Source organism: uncultured Marinobacter sp. (assembly GCF_963974375.1).
In the GTDB taxonomy this organism is placed as follows: Bacteria; Pseudomonadota; Gammaproteobacteria; order Pseudomonadales; family Oleiphilaceae; genus Marinobacter.
The window spans coordinates 1-15,671 of sequence record NZ_CAXBDN010000083.1; the positions used below are offsets into that span (position 1 = coordinate 1).

14 protein-coding genes are annotated in these 15,671 nt (G+C 60.8%); 10 read left to right on the forward strand and 4 right to left on the reverse strand.

Annotated features, from left to right (window positions below; translation table 11 throughout):
* Window positions 1-91 precede the first annotated feature (91 nt).
* Window positions 92-2,068, reverse strand: a complete 1,977-nt coding sequence (locus AAC035_RS08985; protein ID WP_339802789.1) for a diguanylate cyclase — start codon at window positions 2,066-2,068, stop codon at window positions 92-94.
* 163 nt (window positions 2,069-2,231) lie between these two features.
* Between AAC035_RS08985 and AAC035_RS08990 the strand changes: the two genes are divergently transcribed.
* From AAC035_RS08990 to AAC035_RS09010, 5 genes are read left to right on the forward strand one after another with little or no spacing between them, the layout of a single operon-like run.
* A complete protein-coding gene (locus tag AAC035_RS08990; protein WP_339802792.1) occupies window positions 2,232-3,020 on the forward strand; it encodes a MotA/TolQ/ExbB proton channel family protein in 789 nt (262 codons plus the stop codon).
* Window positions 3,007-3,417, forward strand: a complete 411-nt coding sequence (locus tag AAC035_RS08995; protein WP_339802795.1) for a biopolymer transporter ExbD — start codon at window positions 3,007-3,009, stop codon at window positions 3,415-3,417. The genes AAC035_RS08990 and AAC035_RS08995 overlap by 14 nt, the downstream gene beginning before the upstream one ends.
* Window positions 3,414-3,857, forward strand: coding sequence for a biopolymer transporter ExbD (locus AAC035_RS09000; RefSeq protein ID WP_339802798.1), 444 nt, complete (start codon window positions 3,414-3,416; stop codon window positions 3,855-3,857). The genes AAC035_RS08995 and AAC035_RS09000 overlap by 4 nt, the downstream gene beginning before the upstream one ends.
* Window positions 3,854-4,615 carry a TonB family protein gene (locus AAC035_RS09005; RefSeq protein WP_339802801.1) on the forward strand — a complete coding sequence of 254 codons (762 nt, stop codon included), beginning with the start codon at window positions 3,854-3,856 and terminating at the stop codon, window positions 4,613-4,615. The genes AAC035_RS09000 and AAC035_RS09005 overlap by 4 nt, the downstream gene beginning before the upstream one ends.
* Before the next feature lie 32 nt (window positions 4,616-4,647).
* Complete coding sequence (locus tag AAC035_RS09010) at window positions 4,648-5,358, forward strand: hypothetical protein (protein WP_339802804.1); 711 nt, start codon at window positions 4,648-4,650, stop codon at window positions 5,356-5,358.
* On the opposite strand, the gene crcB is transcribed toward AAC035_RS09010, so the two are convergent.
* The 3 genes from crcB to AAC035_RS09025 form a co-directional block, all read right to left on the reverse strand.
* A complete protein-coding gene (gene crcB, locus AAC035_RS09015) occupies window positions 5,304-5,720 on the reverse strand; it encodes a fluoride efflux transporter CrcB (RefSeq protein ID WP_339802807.1) in 417 nt (138 codons plus the stop codon). The two genes, AAC035_RS09010 and crcB, sit on opposite strands and share 55 nt — an antisense overlap.
* Window positions 5,717-6,124: a CrcB family protein gene (locus AAC035_RS09020; RefSeq protein ID WP_339802810.1), complete on the reverse strand. Its 408-nt coding sequence runs from the start codon at window positions 6,122-6,124 to the stop codon at window positions 5,717-5,719. The genes crcB and AAC035_RS09020 overlap by 4 nt, the downstream gene beginning before the upstream one ends.
* A 101-nt stretch (window positions 6,125-6,225) precedes the next feature.
* A complete protein-coding gene (locus AAC035_RS09025) occupies window positions 6,226-9,006 on the reverse strand; it encodes a molybdopterin-dependent oxidoreductase (RefSeq protein WP_339802811.1) in 2,781 nt (926 codons plus the stop codon).
* 596 nt (window positions 9,007-9,602) lie between these two features.
* On the opposite strand from AAC035_RS09025, the gene AAC035_RS09030 reads away from it, so the two are divergent.
* The 5 genes from AAC035_RS09030 to AAC035_RS09050 all read left to right on the forward strand — a co-directional run bounded on the left by AAC035_RS09030 (window position 9,603) and on the right by AAC035_RS09050 (window position 15,568).
* The gene (locus AAC035_RS09030) at window positions 9,603-10,460 is read left to right on the forward strand and encodes an ABC transporter ATP-binding protein (RefSeq protein ID WP_339802814.1); all 858 of its coding nucleotides are present in this window, start codon (window positions 9,603-9,605) and stop codon (window positions 10,458-10,460) included.
* Window positions 10,461-10,741: 281 nt separating this feature from the next.
* Window positions 10,742-12,103, forward strand: a complete 1,362-nt coding sequence (locus tag AAC035_RS09035; RefSeq protein ID WP_339802817.1) for a CmpA/NrtA family ABC transporter substrate-binding protein — start codon at window positions 10,742-10,744, stop codon at window positions 12,101-12,103.
* 51 nt (window positions 12,104-12,154) lie between these two features.
* On the forward strand, window positions 12,155-13,150 hold the full coding sequence (locus AAC035_RS09040) for an ABC transporter permease (RefSeq protein WP_339802820.1): 996 nt from the start codon (window positions 12,155-12,157) through the stop codon (window positions 13,148-13,150).
* Between the two features lie 35 nt (window positions 13,151-13,185).
* A complete protein-coding gene (locus tag AAC035_RS09045) occupies window positions 13,186-14,079 on the forward strand; it encodes an ABC transporter ATP-binding protein (protein ID WP_339802823.1) in 894 nt (297 codons plus the stop codon).
* A gap of 268 nt (window positions 14,080-14,347) precedes the next feature.
* Entirely contained in the window at window positions 14,348-15,568 is a 1,221-nt protein-coding gene (locus AAC035_RS09050; RefSeq protein ID WP_339802826.1) for an FAD-dependent oxidoreductase, read from the forward strand.
* Window positions 15,569-15,671: the final 103 nt, after the last annotated feature.

A 15,671-nucleotide genomic window follows, 5' to 3' on the forward strand; every position in this document is an offset into this window, starting at 1 on the left:
GCCTTGAGAGCAAGGCGCGGTGGCGAAGGTTTGGTGGCTCCAAATCGAGTCAGCGGCACGCAGTAGGTCAACGAATTAACCAGACGGGACACTAGTGATCCGGCGCCGGCACCGCCACCACCTGATTGCGGCCCTGAGCCTTGGCGGCGTACGCGCCTTCGTCGGCTCTCGCCACCACTTCCCGGGGACCCGCATCTTCCGGGCTCAGGGTGGTCAGCCCGACACTGGCCGTGACCCGGAAATCCCGGCCATCCTTTTGCAGCACCACGGCCTCGACACCGGCGCGAACATTCTCCGCCAGTACCTGAGCCCGGGCCAGGCCACAGGCTGGTAACAGAATGGCAAATTCGTCACCGCCCATACGGCACACCACATCGGACTGGCGCACTGCATCACGCAGCACATCCGCCAGCGCTTTCAGCAATTCGTCACCCAACAGATGACCGCCCAGATCGTTCACCGGTTTGAAATGATCCAGATCGATAAGCATCAGCACACTGGGTGTGGTCAGCGCCGGGGCCTCTCCCAGCCACTTCACCAGCGAGGCGCTGAAGGCCCGGCGATTGACCAGCCCGGTGAGCGCATCGTGAGTCGCCTGCCAGGACAGCAACACCTCCTGCTGACGGCGCTCGCTGTCATCCCGGATCACGAACACCAGTCTTTCATCCGCAAGACCCTGTTCCAGTCGAAGCAGGGTAATCTCCACATCGAAACTCTGGTGATGATCATTACGCAGCTGACCGTCGAGCCCGGATATTTCCTCGTGGGCCAGAAATTCCGTCAGCCCCCAGCGTTCGCCATCCTTCTCGAATTCAGCCAGGTCAAACAGCATCACGCCGACTACACTATCGGCTTCCCCCAGAAACGCCTCGGCAGCCGGGTTGGTGTGCCGGATCACGCCCCGTGTATCCGTCAGAATCACCCCTTCCTGAAGGGCGCCCAGAATGCTGTCGGCCCGCTGCTGCTGGACCCGCAGCCGGGCTTCCACTTCATTCTGAGATTGCATCACCTGATTGAAAGTATCGCTCACCTCCCGGATTTCCCGGCCACCCCGCACGTCGATGGCGTCCTGCCTTACCCCGAGATGACGCTCCCGGATCTGCTCCCCGAGCACCAGCAAAGGCTTCATCTGACGGCGGAACAGCAACATGGCACCAGGAATGACCAGCAGAATAATAATCAGTGTGACCGCGAGCAGATCATCCAGCAGCCGCGCCGCTGGCGCATAGGCATCATCCAGGGGCCAGCTCACCCTGATATACCAGGGCGCCATATTGAGCTGACGGATTGCCACCAGTGACGGGCCACTGCGACTGTTCTCGACCAGCATGACCGGCTCTTCCCCTGCCATGGCCCGAACGATGGCAGGATTGTCCCGGTCCACTGCCTGCATCTGCCGGGAAGCGTCGGGATGTACCAGGGTTATCCCCGCCCGTGAGGCCACCTCAACGGTTCCCCTCTTACCGAGGCGGACCGTAGCGACTTCCTGCAGAAAATTGTCACTGCTCAATACGATCGACGCTCCCATGACACCGGTAAACCGGCCGGTCGGATTGAACAGGGGCGCAGTCATCATCACCACTGGCCGGTCCAGATGATAACTTTGAAAAGGCTCGGAGATTTGCGGTGTCAGCTGGCTGCTGGTACTCAGGAAGTAGGAACGCTGGCTGACATCCGTACCCACAATGGCCGGCTGCTCCGGGTAGGTCGCGCGGAGCAGCCCCCGGGCATCAATGAGGAAAAGTTGGTCAAACAGGTGGTAGACCGGCAGCTGACTCTCGATCACCGCCTGGGCATCATTCGCCAGGGCATCGTCTTCGACCATCAGAGTGGCGGACTCGGTAAGCACCTGGAACCGCTCGATCAGTTTCCGATCCAGTTCACGGGTCACCAGATCTGCCACCATTGTGACCTGATTGCGAGCCTGTGCTTCCAGTTCCTGGCGACTTGACGCCATATTGAAAAAACTGACCAGCAACGCCGAGGCCACGACGACCCCCACCAGCAGAAGCAATACGCGGTTGACCAGGCTGTCGAACCAGCCGCCTGTCATCGGGTGATGGCTCATGAAAACACAGCCATATCCACAGTCTTGCGGTTACAGATAAATTTCATGACAGAAGTTTATCAGATGAAGCACGCCATTTGAGGCCGTCGCAATCTCAGAAAACGGTAGAAACACATAATAATAATTGTTATCGTTTGCGTTCGCTTACTTTATACAGGTTTCTATGATGCCGGAATCCATCGCCCCCGCTGCGGCAGACACCCCGCTTCAAGCACTGATCGCCATGGGCGGTCCGGTGATGATTGTGTTGATTGCCCTTGCGGTCGCAGGCTTGCTGACGTTTTTCTACCTCACGCTGACCGGAGCCTTGTTTGCGCCACGGATCAACGGCTCAGCGCGCCGGGCGGTCAAGGCATGGCAATCCGGACTTGAGCAACAAGGTGTTAGCCGGATTCCCGCCCGGCCCGGTTCCCGGTTGTCACGGCTGAACCCGATACACCGGATGATCCGGGACGCCATGGTCGGTACCACCGGTGAGGCAGACATGGCTCTGAGCCAGGGCCAGCTCCGTGAAACCCTCGCCCAGCAGGCCCAGAAGGCCCTGCAGCCTTTCGAAGCACCACTCAAAATCATTGAGGTAATCGCCGCCCTGGCACCGCTGCTGGGGCTACTGGGCACTGTCATGGGCATGATGGAAGCCTTCAGCGCCATGGCCACAACCGAAGGCCGTGCCAGTGCCAGTCAGCTCAGCGGCGGTATCTATGAAGCCCTGACCACTACCGCTGCCGGTCTGATCATCGCCATTCCGTTTGCCGCCGTGGCGGCCTGGGCAGAGTTCCGGCTGCGGCGGCTGAACAGCGGCATGAATGAACTGCTGCTGAACATTCTTAATACCCCGGTCCCTCCCGGCACCGACACCACGGACCTGGGCGCCGCAACGACTGCGCCGCGGGATCAACAGGAACAGCCAGCTGACTACCCCCGGGGCCGGGTTGCCCATGCCGCTGGTTAACCCCCGGCCCGCCAGACCCATGCCCATCCGGATGACCCCACTGATTGATGTGGTGTTCATTCTGCTGGTGTTTTTCATGGTGACCAGCTACCTGCTGCCAACGGATTATCTGGAGCTGGATAACCGCACCGGGCAACAGGGAACCGGTGATGGCGATCCGCTTCCGGAGCTGACCCTCAATGCCAACGGTAACCTTCGCTGGCAGGAACGGGACTGGGCGCTGGCTGACCTGATTACGCGTTTACGGGCGGACGGCATTCGCGAGGTACGCCTCGGCACGGCACCAACGGCTGAACTGACCCGCTTTACCCAGACCCTGACCCGCCTCGATGACGCTGGCATTCTTGCCCACTGGCAGCGGGAAACATCCGACCAATCGCTGACCCCCAGGCCATGACGCAACACTCTTCTGAAAAGCTTGCTCCGGACTCGCTGGCCTCGCCCCCGCCCGGTAGCGGTAAAACGTTGCTGGACCGGGTGGAGGACAGCCTGCTGCCGCTGATCAATCTGGTGTTTCTGCTGCTGATGTTCTTCATTGTGGCCGGGCAACTGACTGATACTGCGCTGCCGGATCTGCCTTCAGCCCAGTCCCGTAGCGGCTCCGATCAGAAGGCCGAGGCGGATCTGGTGGTCAATCAGGAAGGACAGTGGCTGATGAACAACAAAGTCGTCAGCCCTGATCAGTTACTGGCCCGGCTGCCCGACTCCGCTGCGGAACAGACCCTGCGTATCGGTGCGGCAGCCAACACCACCATGAGCGCTCTCGATAACCTGCTTCGATTGCTGGAGGAGGGTGGCTACGGCGAAGTGATACTGTTGACGGAGCCCGGCCAATGAGTGATAGCGCCCGACTGCTGATTCTGGCGGCGGCCTTCTGCCTGACCCTGGCCACCCTGTGGGCACTGATACCAGCCGCCCCGGTGATCCAGCTACAACCGGCCGGCAACGCCGAGACCACCGCACCGGCCCTGCGCATCCAGCTGGCAGGCGGCCGCCCGGAGCCAGAACCGATTACCGAGCCAACACCGGTTCCGGAATCCGTAGTTGAACCTGAACCTGAACCTGAACCTGAACCTGAGCCAGAGCCAGAGCCAGAGCCAGAGCCAGAGCCAGAACCAAAACCTGAACCTGAGCCAGAGCCAGAGCCAGAGCCAGAGCCAGAGCCAGTAGTGGAGCCCGAACCGACAGCTACCACAAGCACGGAAATTGCGGAGGCCGTCACTGATGAGGTTGCGGACCAAGCCACCGAGGGCGCAGCAACGGAAAGCCAGCCGGAACAGGTGGAACTGACCGCCGGCAGCGACGCCGATATTGATATTTACCTGAGCCAACTGAGCCGCCACATCGGCCGCTACTACGAATACCCCCGCCGGGCCCGTCGCCTGGGCCAGCAGGGCACACCGGTGGTGGTATTCCGCTTCAACCGGGAGGGCGAATTACTCAGCTACCGACTGTCCGACTCGTCCTCGCACACACTGCTGGACGAGGCCGCGCTGGAAATGCTGGCCGCGGCGGCGCCGCTGCCGGAGGTTCCGGAGTCCATGCAGGGAAATTCGTTCACCTACGCCCTGCCGGTGCGTTTCAGTTTGAGGTAATCTGAAACCCGGTATTACGGACTCTGACGACTATGAATTACCCGACACCCGAACTGCTGCAACTTGGCCAGCTCATGTGCGATGCCACCCAGAACGTACTCTGGCCCCGTTACCGTGGCCTGGTACGTCACGCCACCCCCAAAGCTGAGCTGAGTTGTCGACCGGGGCGAGGCAAGGCCACCTATCATCGTTACCATCCCCGTGAACGGGTGCACCTGATCACCTATGGCCTGCAGATGATCGCCGCCAAGCACGACCCTGTGGGCGCAGCGGGCTGGCTGTCCACCCGGGAGATCCGGGGTCGGGGGTATTTTGATGGCGAGGTCTCGGTGCTGAACCTGCTGGCCCACACCTGCAATCACGAGTTTGCCCATTTGCTGCAACAGAACGCCGGCAAGCGGTTTCACGGCTCGGTGCACAACCGCCACTTCTATGGTCTGCTGGATCATCTCAATGCACAGGGTGAGGCTGAAGCGGTGCGGGATTACCTGAGAGATCAGGCCCGGTCACGCCAGTTAATGCTGCCCGATGAAACCCTGCCGATCATCGAGGCGCCTGCCATCCCGGACTGGCAAACCGGTGATCCGGTCAGCTTTGGCAGTCATGATACTTATCGTGAAGGCCGCATCCGCAGGATCAACCGCAAGACCTGCACCGTAGACGGCACCGGTCGCTGGGCAGGAACCGGCTACCGGGTACCGTTTGTGATGCTGCGGGACGTGGCTCCGGACCCCAGCCAGTAACCCATTCCGACCGCCAGCATCCACAAGGACACACTGGCCACCAGATAGATAACCGCAAGCCCTGGCTGGCCAGTCTTCAGTAAATAGAGCGTTTCCAGACTGAACAGTGAAAAGGTCGTGAAGCCCCCGCAAAAGCCGGCCATCAGCAACGGCTGCATCCGCGCCACAACACCATGCTCCCGGTGCCGGCTATAAGCGTAAAGCCAGCCTATCAGCATCGACCCCAGCACATTCACGGCCAAGGTGCCCCAGGGGAACAGCGGGCCCGCGATGTTCAGACTGGCCACCGACACCAGGTAGCGCAGACTGCTGCCGGCGGCACAGCCCAGCCCTACTGCCAGATAAGATACCCGTGCCGTCATAGCCACAGCCCCGCCAGCCACCACCCCAGCCCAGCCAGAACCAGACCCGCCACGCAGGTCCCCAACAGATTCAGCGCCGCCAGGCGGTGCTGTTCGCTCAGCCACAGGGTCAGGGTTTGCAGGCTGAGTGACGACACAGTGGTGTAGCCACCCAAAACCCCGACAACCAGCAACAACCAGGATGTGGAAACAAGGTACGCCTCATCTGACAGGCTGAGCGAACGCGCAACAGCACCCGCCACCAACGCCCCACTGAGATTCACCGCCAGGGTACCCCAGGGAAAATGAGTACCAAACCGTGAGGCCATCAGGTTGGACAGGGCCAGCCGGCCCATGCCGCCAAGGGCACCTCCGGCCGCGACCCAGATCAAGCCGGTGATCAGGCCTGCAGAGGTGAGGGTCACAACGGGTTTCCTGTCACAGTCACAAACGGTTTCCTTCCAGAGCGAGCAAAGCGTCGACATTATGGCCGGCAGCCACACAGAAGCCGACTTTATCGTGACCCTCAGGCTGGCGCCAGTGTCCGCTCCAGAAACGCCTTGAGCTCCGGCAGGCAGGAACCGCAATTGGTGCCGCACTGAAGTGACGCTCCCAATGCTTCAACCGATGTTGCCCCACCTTCAATGGCCGCAGCAACCTGAAGCTCACCCACCTGGTAGCAACTGCAGATTACGGCGCCAATATCCTCCACATTGACGTCTTTCGCAGACAGCAGCGCGCGACGCTGGGCCCCGTTGAGTTCGGCGTGCCCGAACAGACTGGCCAGCCAGCTGACGTCCGGCAGTGCCTGAACCGAGCGTTCCACCAGCAGGATGGCGTCCAGCCGGCCAGCCACCAGCCGCGCCGCCCGATAGCGACCGGCCGCAGGATCTGACATCACCAGATCCGGGGCTCCGCCAAGCCAGTCCACGATCTCACGGGGCCAGTCCACCGCCACGGCACCGGCCAGCCACCAGCTGTCACAGTCGGCCATGGGCACCCGGCTCCAGTAATCCGCCTGCCAGTGACGGTCAGCATTAGCGGGGCGCAACAAGCGGGCATGCCAGAGCGCAGGAAAGGGCTCGATCCGGACACAACCGTGCTTCGATTCCGGCTGGCCAGACAGCGGATCCGTCACTGGCGCCATCAGGCTGCTGGCCAGGCCCTCGCCGCTGAACTGACGGTTCCAGTGAATGGGCACGAAGACCTCACCCCGCCGCTGCTCTGGTGCTGGACGTATCCTGCCGAGATAACGTCCCTGTGGGCCGCTCAGCCAGGCAAGATCGCCCTCCGCAAGATCGTGTTCTGCGAGATCCTGAGGGTGAGCTTCGATGAACGGTTCCTGGCGGTGCTGAAACAGGCGTGGGGTACTGCCGGTCCGGGTCATGGTGTGCCACTGATCCCTGACCCTTCCGGAGTTCACCACCAGGGGCCAGTCACAGTCGGGTTGCTGACCGGGTGGTCGCCAGGGAATGGGCACCAGCCGGGCCCGCCCGCCGGGCGTCGGATAGCCACCGTTACCGAACAGACGGGCAGTGCCCCCGGGACACTGGCTGTTAACCGGCCACTGAATCGGCTGAAGCTGATCGTAGGCCTGGTCCGTCAACCCGGACAGACCGGTGATGTCAAACAGCCGCTTTCCGGTGTTCAGGGCGGATAGCGAGGCGTGTTCGCGGAACACCTCGGCGGCGGTTTCGTATCCGAAAGCCTCGCCATAGCCCAGCTGTTTGCCCACCTGGGACAGTATCCACCAGTCCGGGCGGGCACCGCCGGGCACCGGCAAGAAGTTGCGTTGACGGGAAATGCAGCGCTCGGAGTTGGTCACCGTGCCATCCTTCTCGCCCCAGGCAAGCGCAGGCAACAGGATGTCGGCATAGGCGGTGGTATCGGTATTGGCAACGCAGTCCGACACTATCACCACCGGACAGTGGGCCAGCGCCTCCCGCACCGCTGAACTATCCGGCAGGCTGACGGCCGGATTGGTACCTATAATCCAGAGTACCCTGATACGACCATCCCCAACGGCCTCGAACAGGTCCACCGCCTTCAGCCCGGGCCCTTTCGCAAGAAACGTTGCTGAGGGCCGGCCCCAGAACCCGGCGATCTGCTCAGTGGCATCCGGGGTGTCGTAGTCCATGTGGGCGGCAAGGGTATTGGCCAGACCGCCCACCTCACGACCGCCCATGGCGTTGGGCTGGCCGGTCAGTGACAGGGGACAGGCTCCGGGCCGGCCGATGCGGCCGGTGGCCAGGTGACAATTGATGATGGCGTTACACTTGTCGGTGCCAGCTAACGACTGATTCACGCCCTGGGAGAACGCCGTCACGGTGCGCGAGGTGTCGGCAAACCAGCGATAGAATTCCACGACATCCGCCTCCGGCAGGTCGCAGATGTCCGCCACTTTCTGAGGCGCAAAAGCCACCTCCCGGGCACTGGCCAGGGTTTCAGCAAAGCCTTCACAATGCTGACTGATATAGGCCGGATCCAGTTGCCCGGTGTCCGCCAGCCACACCAACAAACCGTTGAACAGAACCGTGTCGGTACCTGGTCTAAGGGCCAGATGCAGATCGGCCAGTTCGCTGGTTGCAGTCTTGCGGGGGTCAATGACCACCACCCGCCGCCCGGCCCTGGCCGCTGCCTTGATGCGCTGATAGAGCACCGGGTGATTCCAGGCGGTGTTGCTGCCGGTCAGCACCAGCAAATCGGCCAGCTCAAGATCCTCATAGCAACCGGGGACCAGGTCTTCACCAAAAGCCCGTTTGTGGGCAGCCACCGCCGAGGACATGCAAAGCCTTGAGTTGGTATCCACATGGGGGGTACCAATAAACCCCTTGGCCAGCTTGTTGGCCACATAATAATCCTCGGTCAGCAACTGGCCCGACAGGTAAAAGGCCACTGACTCCGCTCCGTACTTGGCGACTGCGTTGCCAATGGCGCCTGCGACTTCATCAATGGCCCGCTCCCAGCGCACCCGCCGCCCCAGCACCATGGGGTGCAGCAATCGCCCCCGCAGGCCGGTGGTTTCCTGCAGGCTGGCGCCCTTCACACACAGCCGCCCGCCATTGGCGGGATGCTTCGGGTCACCGGTGACCGCCTGCTCCCCGCCATGGGCCAGCACGCCACAGCCGACGCCGCAGTATGGACAGGTGGTCTGCACCGGCTCCACCCGGCCACCGGAACCACCCCGGAAAACCGATGGCACCGGGAAAGGTGAGTGAACAGCCGTTGCCGGAATGGCCGCTGACGCGCTGACGCCGGACTCAGGTCCTGTCAGACCGGTACGCGAAATGTTCCGTTGCTTAGCCACAGTAGCTCCCTTTGCTGAAACAGGCTCATAAAAAAAGCCCGACCGTTCGGCAGTAGTTCTCAGGTGAGTTACTGCAAAACCGTCAGGCTTCGTTGCCAATAGTGCGTCATGATGATCTGTTCAGAAGAAAGCAAGAACGACGCCAGTTGTTGCCTGGCGCGGGATTCTGGCGCCGTCACTCGCTATATAAAGCACTATTTCAAAGTGATAGCTCAGCTGGACAGCGGGTCATTGCAACCAGACGATGTTCCGGCGCTCTACGCTTATGGCGGGTGCGCCGAATATTGCCCCGTCCCGGTGCGGAAGGCGCCAAAAGCGAACACAAATCACCAGTCCATGAGGCGACCGGATTACTGCCGCATAACCCGGAACATACGGATATCAAGCGTTTTCACCTTATGGCACAGCTTCTGCATTTTCTGACAGCGAGTGCAACTGAATTTCTGGCCTGCCCGATGTGCATCGGGTCAGCCACCAAAATCTGACTGATCTGCAGACATTGGCGTCTGTTTCCCGGCAACGGGGAGCAGGCGTTTTTTTTGCAAAAAAAGACTACGGCCCATGAGCCGGCGTGCGAGTAGAACCAGGAGAAAACCATGAGCGCCTATCTGAAAATCGAGAACATCGACAAATCCTTCGAACGGGACGGCGTGGTTACGCCGGTCCTGAATAACGTGAAGCTGAGCGTCAACAAGGGCGAGTATATCTCCATCATCGGCCACTCCGGCTGTGGCAAGTCCACGGTACTGAACATCGTCGCCGGGCTGCTGAACCCCAGTAACGGTGGTGTGATTCTCGATGGCAAGGAAGTGAACCAGCCGGGCCCGGACCGGGCCATGGTGTTCCAGAATCACTCGCTGCTGCCCTGGCTGACGGTGTATGAGAATGTCGCCCTGGCGGTGGACAAGACCTTTGCCCGCACCAAATCGAAAGCCGAACGCAGGGACTGGATTCTGTACAACCTGAATCTCGTCAATATGTCTCATGCCCTGAACCAGCGACCGGCGGAAATCTCCGGCGGCATGAAGCAACGGGTCGGTATCGCCCGGGCCCTGGCCATGGAGCCCAAGGTCCTGCTGCTGGACGAACCCTTCGGTGCTCTGGATGCACTGACCCGGGCTCACCTGCAGGACGAGGTCATGCGGATCCAGGCGGAGCTGCACAACACCGTAATGATGATCACCCACGATGTGGATGAAGCGGTGTTGCTGTCTGACAGAATTGTGATGATGACCAACGGACCCTCCGCCACCATCGGCGAGATCCTGGATATCGAGCTACCCCGCCCGAGAGACCGGATCGAACTGGCCGAAGACCCGGACTACAACCACTATCGCCAGGAAGTTCTGCGCTTCCTCTATAAAAAGCAGCGCAAGCTGGAAAATCTGGAGCAGCATCGCGCCGGAAAGAGTACCGGTACCGCTATCGCTACGGCGTCGCGGGCCACTGCATGAGGCGTCCGATTTCGCACTCCAGCGGTGCGAGGGCGCCATTATCGACCACCATTCGATGACATTGCCCTATCTGACAGACACCCAAAAAACACAACCCTATGTATTATAAGGTAATTTATTTTTGGCACGGGTGCTGCATATCACACTTACACAGTGATCAACTTTTAGACGAGGCTGATCCGGACATTCTGATCGATCTGCAGACATTGGCGTCTGTTTCCTGGCAACGGGGAGCAGGCGTTTTTTTTTGCCAAACTAGTTTCAAAACCCGGGAGAGACATATGACGCGAACTATTCTTCTCACACTCACTCTGCTCTTCGGAGCAGGGGCCGCAACCCAGGCCCAGGCGGAAATCGGTCCGGCAGAGAAGCCGGATCTGAAGCTGGGGTTCATCAAACTGACCGACATGGCGCCCCTGGCCATTGCCTGGGAACAGGGCTTCCTGATGGATGAAGGCCTGTTTGTGGAGCTTGAGGCCCAGGCCAACTGGAAGGTTCTGCTGGACCGTGTAATCACCGGAGAGCTGGACGGTGCCCATATGCTGGCCGGCCAGCCCCTGGGGGCCACCATTGGCTTTGGCACCAAGGCCAATATCATTACTGCCTTCAGTATGGATCTGAACGGCAACGCCATCACCGTATCCAACGAAGTCTGGGATCTGATGCGTCCGGAAATTCCTGACAAGGAGGACGGCACCCCACAGCACCCGATCAGTGCGGCTACCCTGAAACCCGCCATCGAACATTACCGTGACCGGGGCGAACGCTTCCGCATGGGCATGGTGTTCCCGGTGTCCACCCACAACTATGAACTGCGCTACTGGCTGGCGGCCGGAGGCCTGCACCCCGGTTTCTACGCCCCTCAGCGCGGCGATACCAACGGCACGCTGGAAGCCGACGTGCACCTTTCCGTGACCCCGCCACCGCAAATGCCCGCCACGCTTGATGCAGGCACCATTCAGGGTTACTGCGTGGGCGAGCCCTGGAACCAGCAGGCAGTCTTCAGCGGCATCGGCGTACCGGTGATCACCAACTACGAGATCTGGCCCAACAATCCGGAGAAGGTGTTTGGCGTCAGCGAGGAGTGGGCCGAGATGTACCCCAACACCCACCTTCGTATGCTGCGTGCACTGATCCGTGCCGCCCACTGGCTGGACGAGAACGACAATGCCAACCGGGCGGAAGCGGTCAAGATCCTGTCACGCTCCAGCTATGTCGGAGCCGATGAAAAGGTTATCGCCAATTCCATGACTGGCACTTTTGAATACGAAAAGGGCGATGTTCGCGAAATTCCGGACTTCAACGTCTTCTTCCGCCATCACGCCACCTACCCGTATCCGTCTGACGCCATCTGGTTTCTTACCCAGATGCGCCGCTGGGGCCAGATCGCCGAACCCAAATCCGACGACTGGTATATGAAGACTGCAGCCCAGGTCTATCGCGCGGATATCTACCGTGAAGCGGCCCGTTCCCTGATCACTGACGGCACCCTGAGGGCAGACGACTTCCCGGATCTGGATGCTGAGAACTTCCAGCGACCCTACCAGGGCGAACTGATCGATGGCGTCACCTTCACGCCCCGCACCCCCAACGCCTACATCGACAGTTTCGACATCGGCCTGAAGGGCCAGCAAACCCCTTAAGACTCAGCTACCAGTACAACCGCCGGCTTGCCGGATCTCAGGAGTAATGACATGACCACACTCAGCCAAAATCACCGATTTCCAGCCGTTACCAGCTGGCTCAGAACCGCCAGCGAGCAGCTCACTGGCCGCGCGCTGCTGGAGCTGGTGAAAAGTCTGCTGCTGCCAGCCCTCGGTATCGTCGTCTTCCTGGTGTTCTGGCAACTGGCGGCGCCACAGGTAAACACCTCACTTGGAGCGTTTCCGGGGCCCGCCGATGTCTGGGAACAATCCGGGCAGCTGTGGCAGGAACATGCCGCCCAGAGAGAGCGGGCACAGCAGTTCATCACCATGCAGGAAGAACGCAATGCCCGGATTCTGGCCGACAACCCGGACGCGGAAGTGAGGATGCGCTCTTTCCCCGGAGCACCCACCTTTTTCGATCAGATTCTCACCAGCCTGGGCACCGTACTGGCAGGTTTTCTGCTGGCAACGATTGTGGCGGTGCCACTGGGCATCGTGATCGGACTCAACCGACAGTTTGCCGCAGCGGTCAATCCATTGATCCAGCTGTTCAAGCCGGTGTCCCCGCTGGCCTGGCTGCCGCTGGTGACCATGGTGGTGTCCGCCACCTACGTCAGCGACGATCCGATGTTTGCCCGCTCCTTTGTCACCTCCATGATCACCGTGACCCTGTGCAGCCTGTGGCCGACCCTGATCAATACCAGTGTCGGCGTCGCTGCGGTCAATCCGGACCTGGTCAATGTCTCCAAGGTGCTGCGTCTGTCCTTCTGGACCCACACCCGCAGGGTGGTGCTGCCTTCCGCTGTACCGATGATCTTTACCGGGCTGCGGGTATCCCTGGGCATCGCCTGGATGGTGCTGATTGCCGCTGAAATGCTGGCCCAGAACCCGGGTCTCGGCAAGTTCGTGTGGGATGAATTCCAGAACGGCAGCAGCCAGTCCCTGAGCCGCATCATGGTGGCGGTACTGGCCATCGGCTTTATCGGCTTCCTGCTGGACCGGATCATGCTGCTGTTGCAGAAGAAAATCGCGTGGAACGAGTAATCCGTGGCGGCCAAACCTGAACAATGGAGTCAATCATGAGTAAATCACACCTTGAGCTGACGGGCGTCCACATGGCGTTCGATACCAGGAGCGGCCCCTTTGTGGCCCTTGAAAATATCAACCTGAAGATCCGCAAAGGCGAGTTCGTGTCGCTGATCGGCCACTCCGGTTGTGGCAAGTCCACGGTACTGAACATCGTCGCCGGCCTGCTGCAGGCCACCAAAGGTGGCTGCGTGCTGGATGGCCATGAGGTCAACACGCCGGGGCCCGAGCGGGCCGTGGTGTTCCAGAACCATGCCCTGATGCCCTGGCTGACCGTTTACGAAAACGTGGAGATCGCCGTTCAGCAGGTGTTCCGCAAGACCATGACCCGCAAGGAACGGCGGGAATGGATTCACCACAACCTTGAGCTGGTGAACATGGCCCACGCCGCCAACAAGCGGCCCGGCGAAGTGTCCGGTGGTATGGCCCAGCGGGTTGGTATCGCCCGCGCCCTGGCCATGAAGCCGACGGTGCTGTTAATGGACGAACCTTTTGGCGCCCTGGATGCCCTGACCCGCGCCCACCTGCAGGACTCGCTGATGGACATCCAGCAGAACCTGAACAGCACGGTCATCATGATCACCCACGATGTGGACGAGGCGGTGCTGCTGTCCGACCGCATCATCATGATGACCAACGGCCCGGCGGCCACCATCGGCGAAGAACTGAAGATCGAACTGCCTCGCCCCCGCAACCGGGTGGCCCTGGCCGACCATCCGGACTATGTGCGCTATCGCCAGGCGGTGCTGGCCTTCCTTTATGAAAAGCAGTCGTTCCCCGGGAAAGCCGGTGGTGCCAAAACAGACGGCGGCTCCGCCAGCACCACAGAGACGTCCTCCGGGCAGGAACAGGCCGAGCCGGAATCCCGGGTTCGGGCCATCGCCTGAAAACGTGCAATGAAAGTGCGTATTCGACAGGCCGCGACCCATTTTGGGGCACGGCCTGTCGGCCTGTTTCTCTGAAGATAATCTTTTATCCAGTCATATCAGTTACTTGAATTTACTGGCACAGAGTTCGCTTTGTTACAGTTACGGATGAATGTCCCGGCCATGGATCAGGCCGGACCATCAGAGAACATCGTTGTTGGCATTGGCGCCGGACCATCGATTCCCTTGAAGGGATGAGATGCTCCGGCTTTTTTTGTTGGAGCAGATCATGACCACGGGAACACTGGTGATATGCGGCCACGGCATGGTGGCCCAGCGCCTTCTGGAACAGTTGCACAGCCTCGGTCACGGCTTTAAGCGGATCGTAGTGATCGGCGGCGAGCCGGATCCGGCCTATAACCGGGTACTGCTGTCGTCGGTACTGGCCGGTGACGCCAGCCCGGATCAGATCCGTCTGAAGGACGACCAGTGGTTTGCCCAGGCCGGTATCGACTGTGTCCGTGGTGACCCGGTCACCGGTATCGATCGTAACCGGCGCATTGTCAGCACCGAGGGCGGCAGAACCATTGGCTGGGACGCTCTGGTGATTGCCACCGGCGCCCGGGCGGCAAGTCTGAACCTGCCCGGCGAAGATCTCGAGGGTGTTCACAGCTTCCGGGATCTGCGGGACACCCGACGGCTGATCGAACTGAGCAAGCAGCACCGGCGGGCGGTGGTCATTGGCGGCGGCTTTCTGGGCCTGGAGGCGGCCGAAGGTCTGCGCAGCCGCGGCATGAACGTCACCGTGGTGCACCGCAACAAGGGGCTGCTCAATCGCCAGCTGGACCCGACCGGCAGCGAACTGCTGGCGGCCCAGCTGACCGACCGGGGCCTGCATATCCGCACCGGCTGCTCGCCAGATGCCTTGCTGGGCAAACAACGGGTGCGGGCGGTACAACTGGATGACGGCAGCCTGCTCAGCACCGATCTGGTGGTGCTGGCCAGTGGTATCACACCTAACCATCAGTTAGGCGTCGATGCCGGACTGGACTGCGATCGTGGCATTCTGGTGAACCCGGGCCTGCAGACCAGTGATCCTGAGATTTTTGCCCTTGGCGAATGTTGCCAACTGGGCGATCACACCTTTGGCCTGGTGGATCCGGGCTATCAGCAGGCCAGGGTGCTGGCGGAACGACTCAGCAACCCCCAGGCCAGCTCCCGCTTCGAACCCGAAGTAGAACCTACCCGCCTGAAAATCAGCGGCATCCCCATTTTCTCCTGCGGCCAGACCCACAGCGATGCCGACACCGAATCCATGCTCTGGCGCGACTACGACCAGGACCGCTACTGCCGTCTGTTTATCCGGGGCAAGCACCTGATCGGCGCGGTGTTGTTCGGCGACACCACCGACGGCCCCTGGTACAGCGAACAGATCCGCCAGCGCCAGGACATCACACCCTGGCGCGCCAGCCTGGCCTTTGGCCGTGACTATTGCGAGAACGCTGCCTGAGCTTCGGGCAACTCAAAGAGATACCGAGAGGACACACCATGAACACAAAATCCCTGATCGTCATCGGCAACGGCATGGTCGGTCACCACTTCCTGGAACAGTT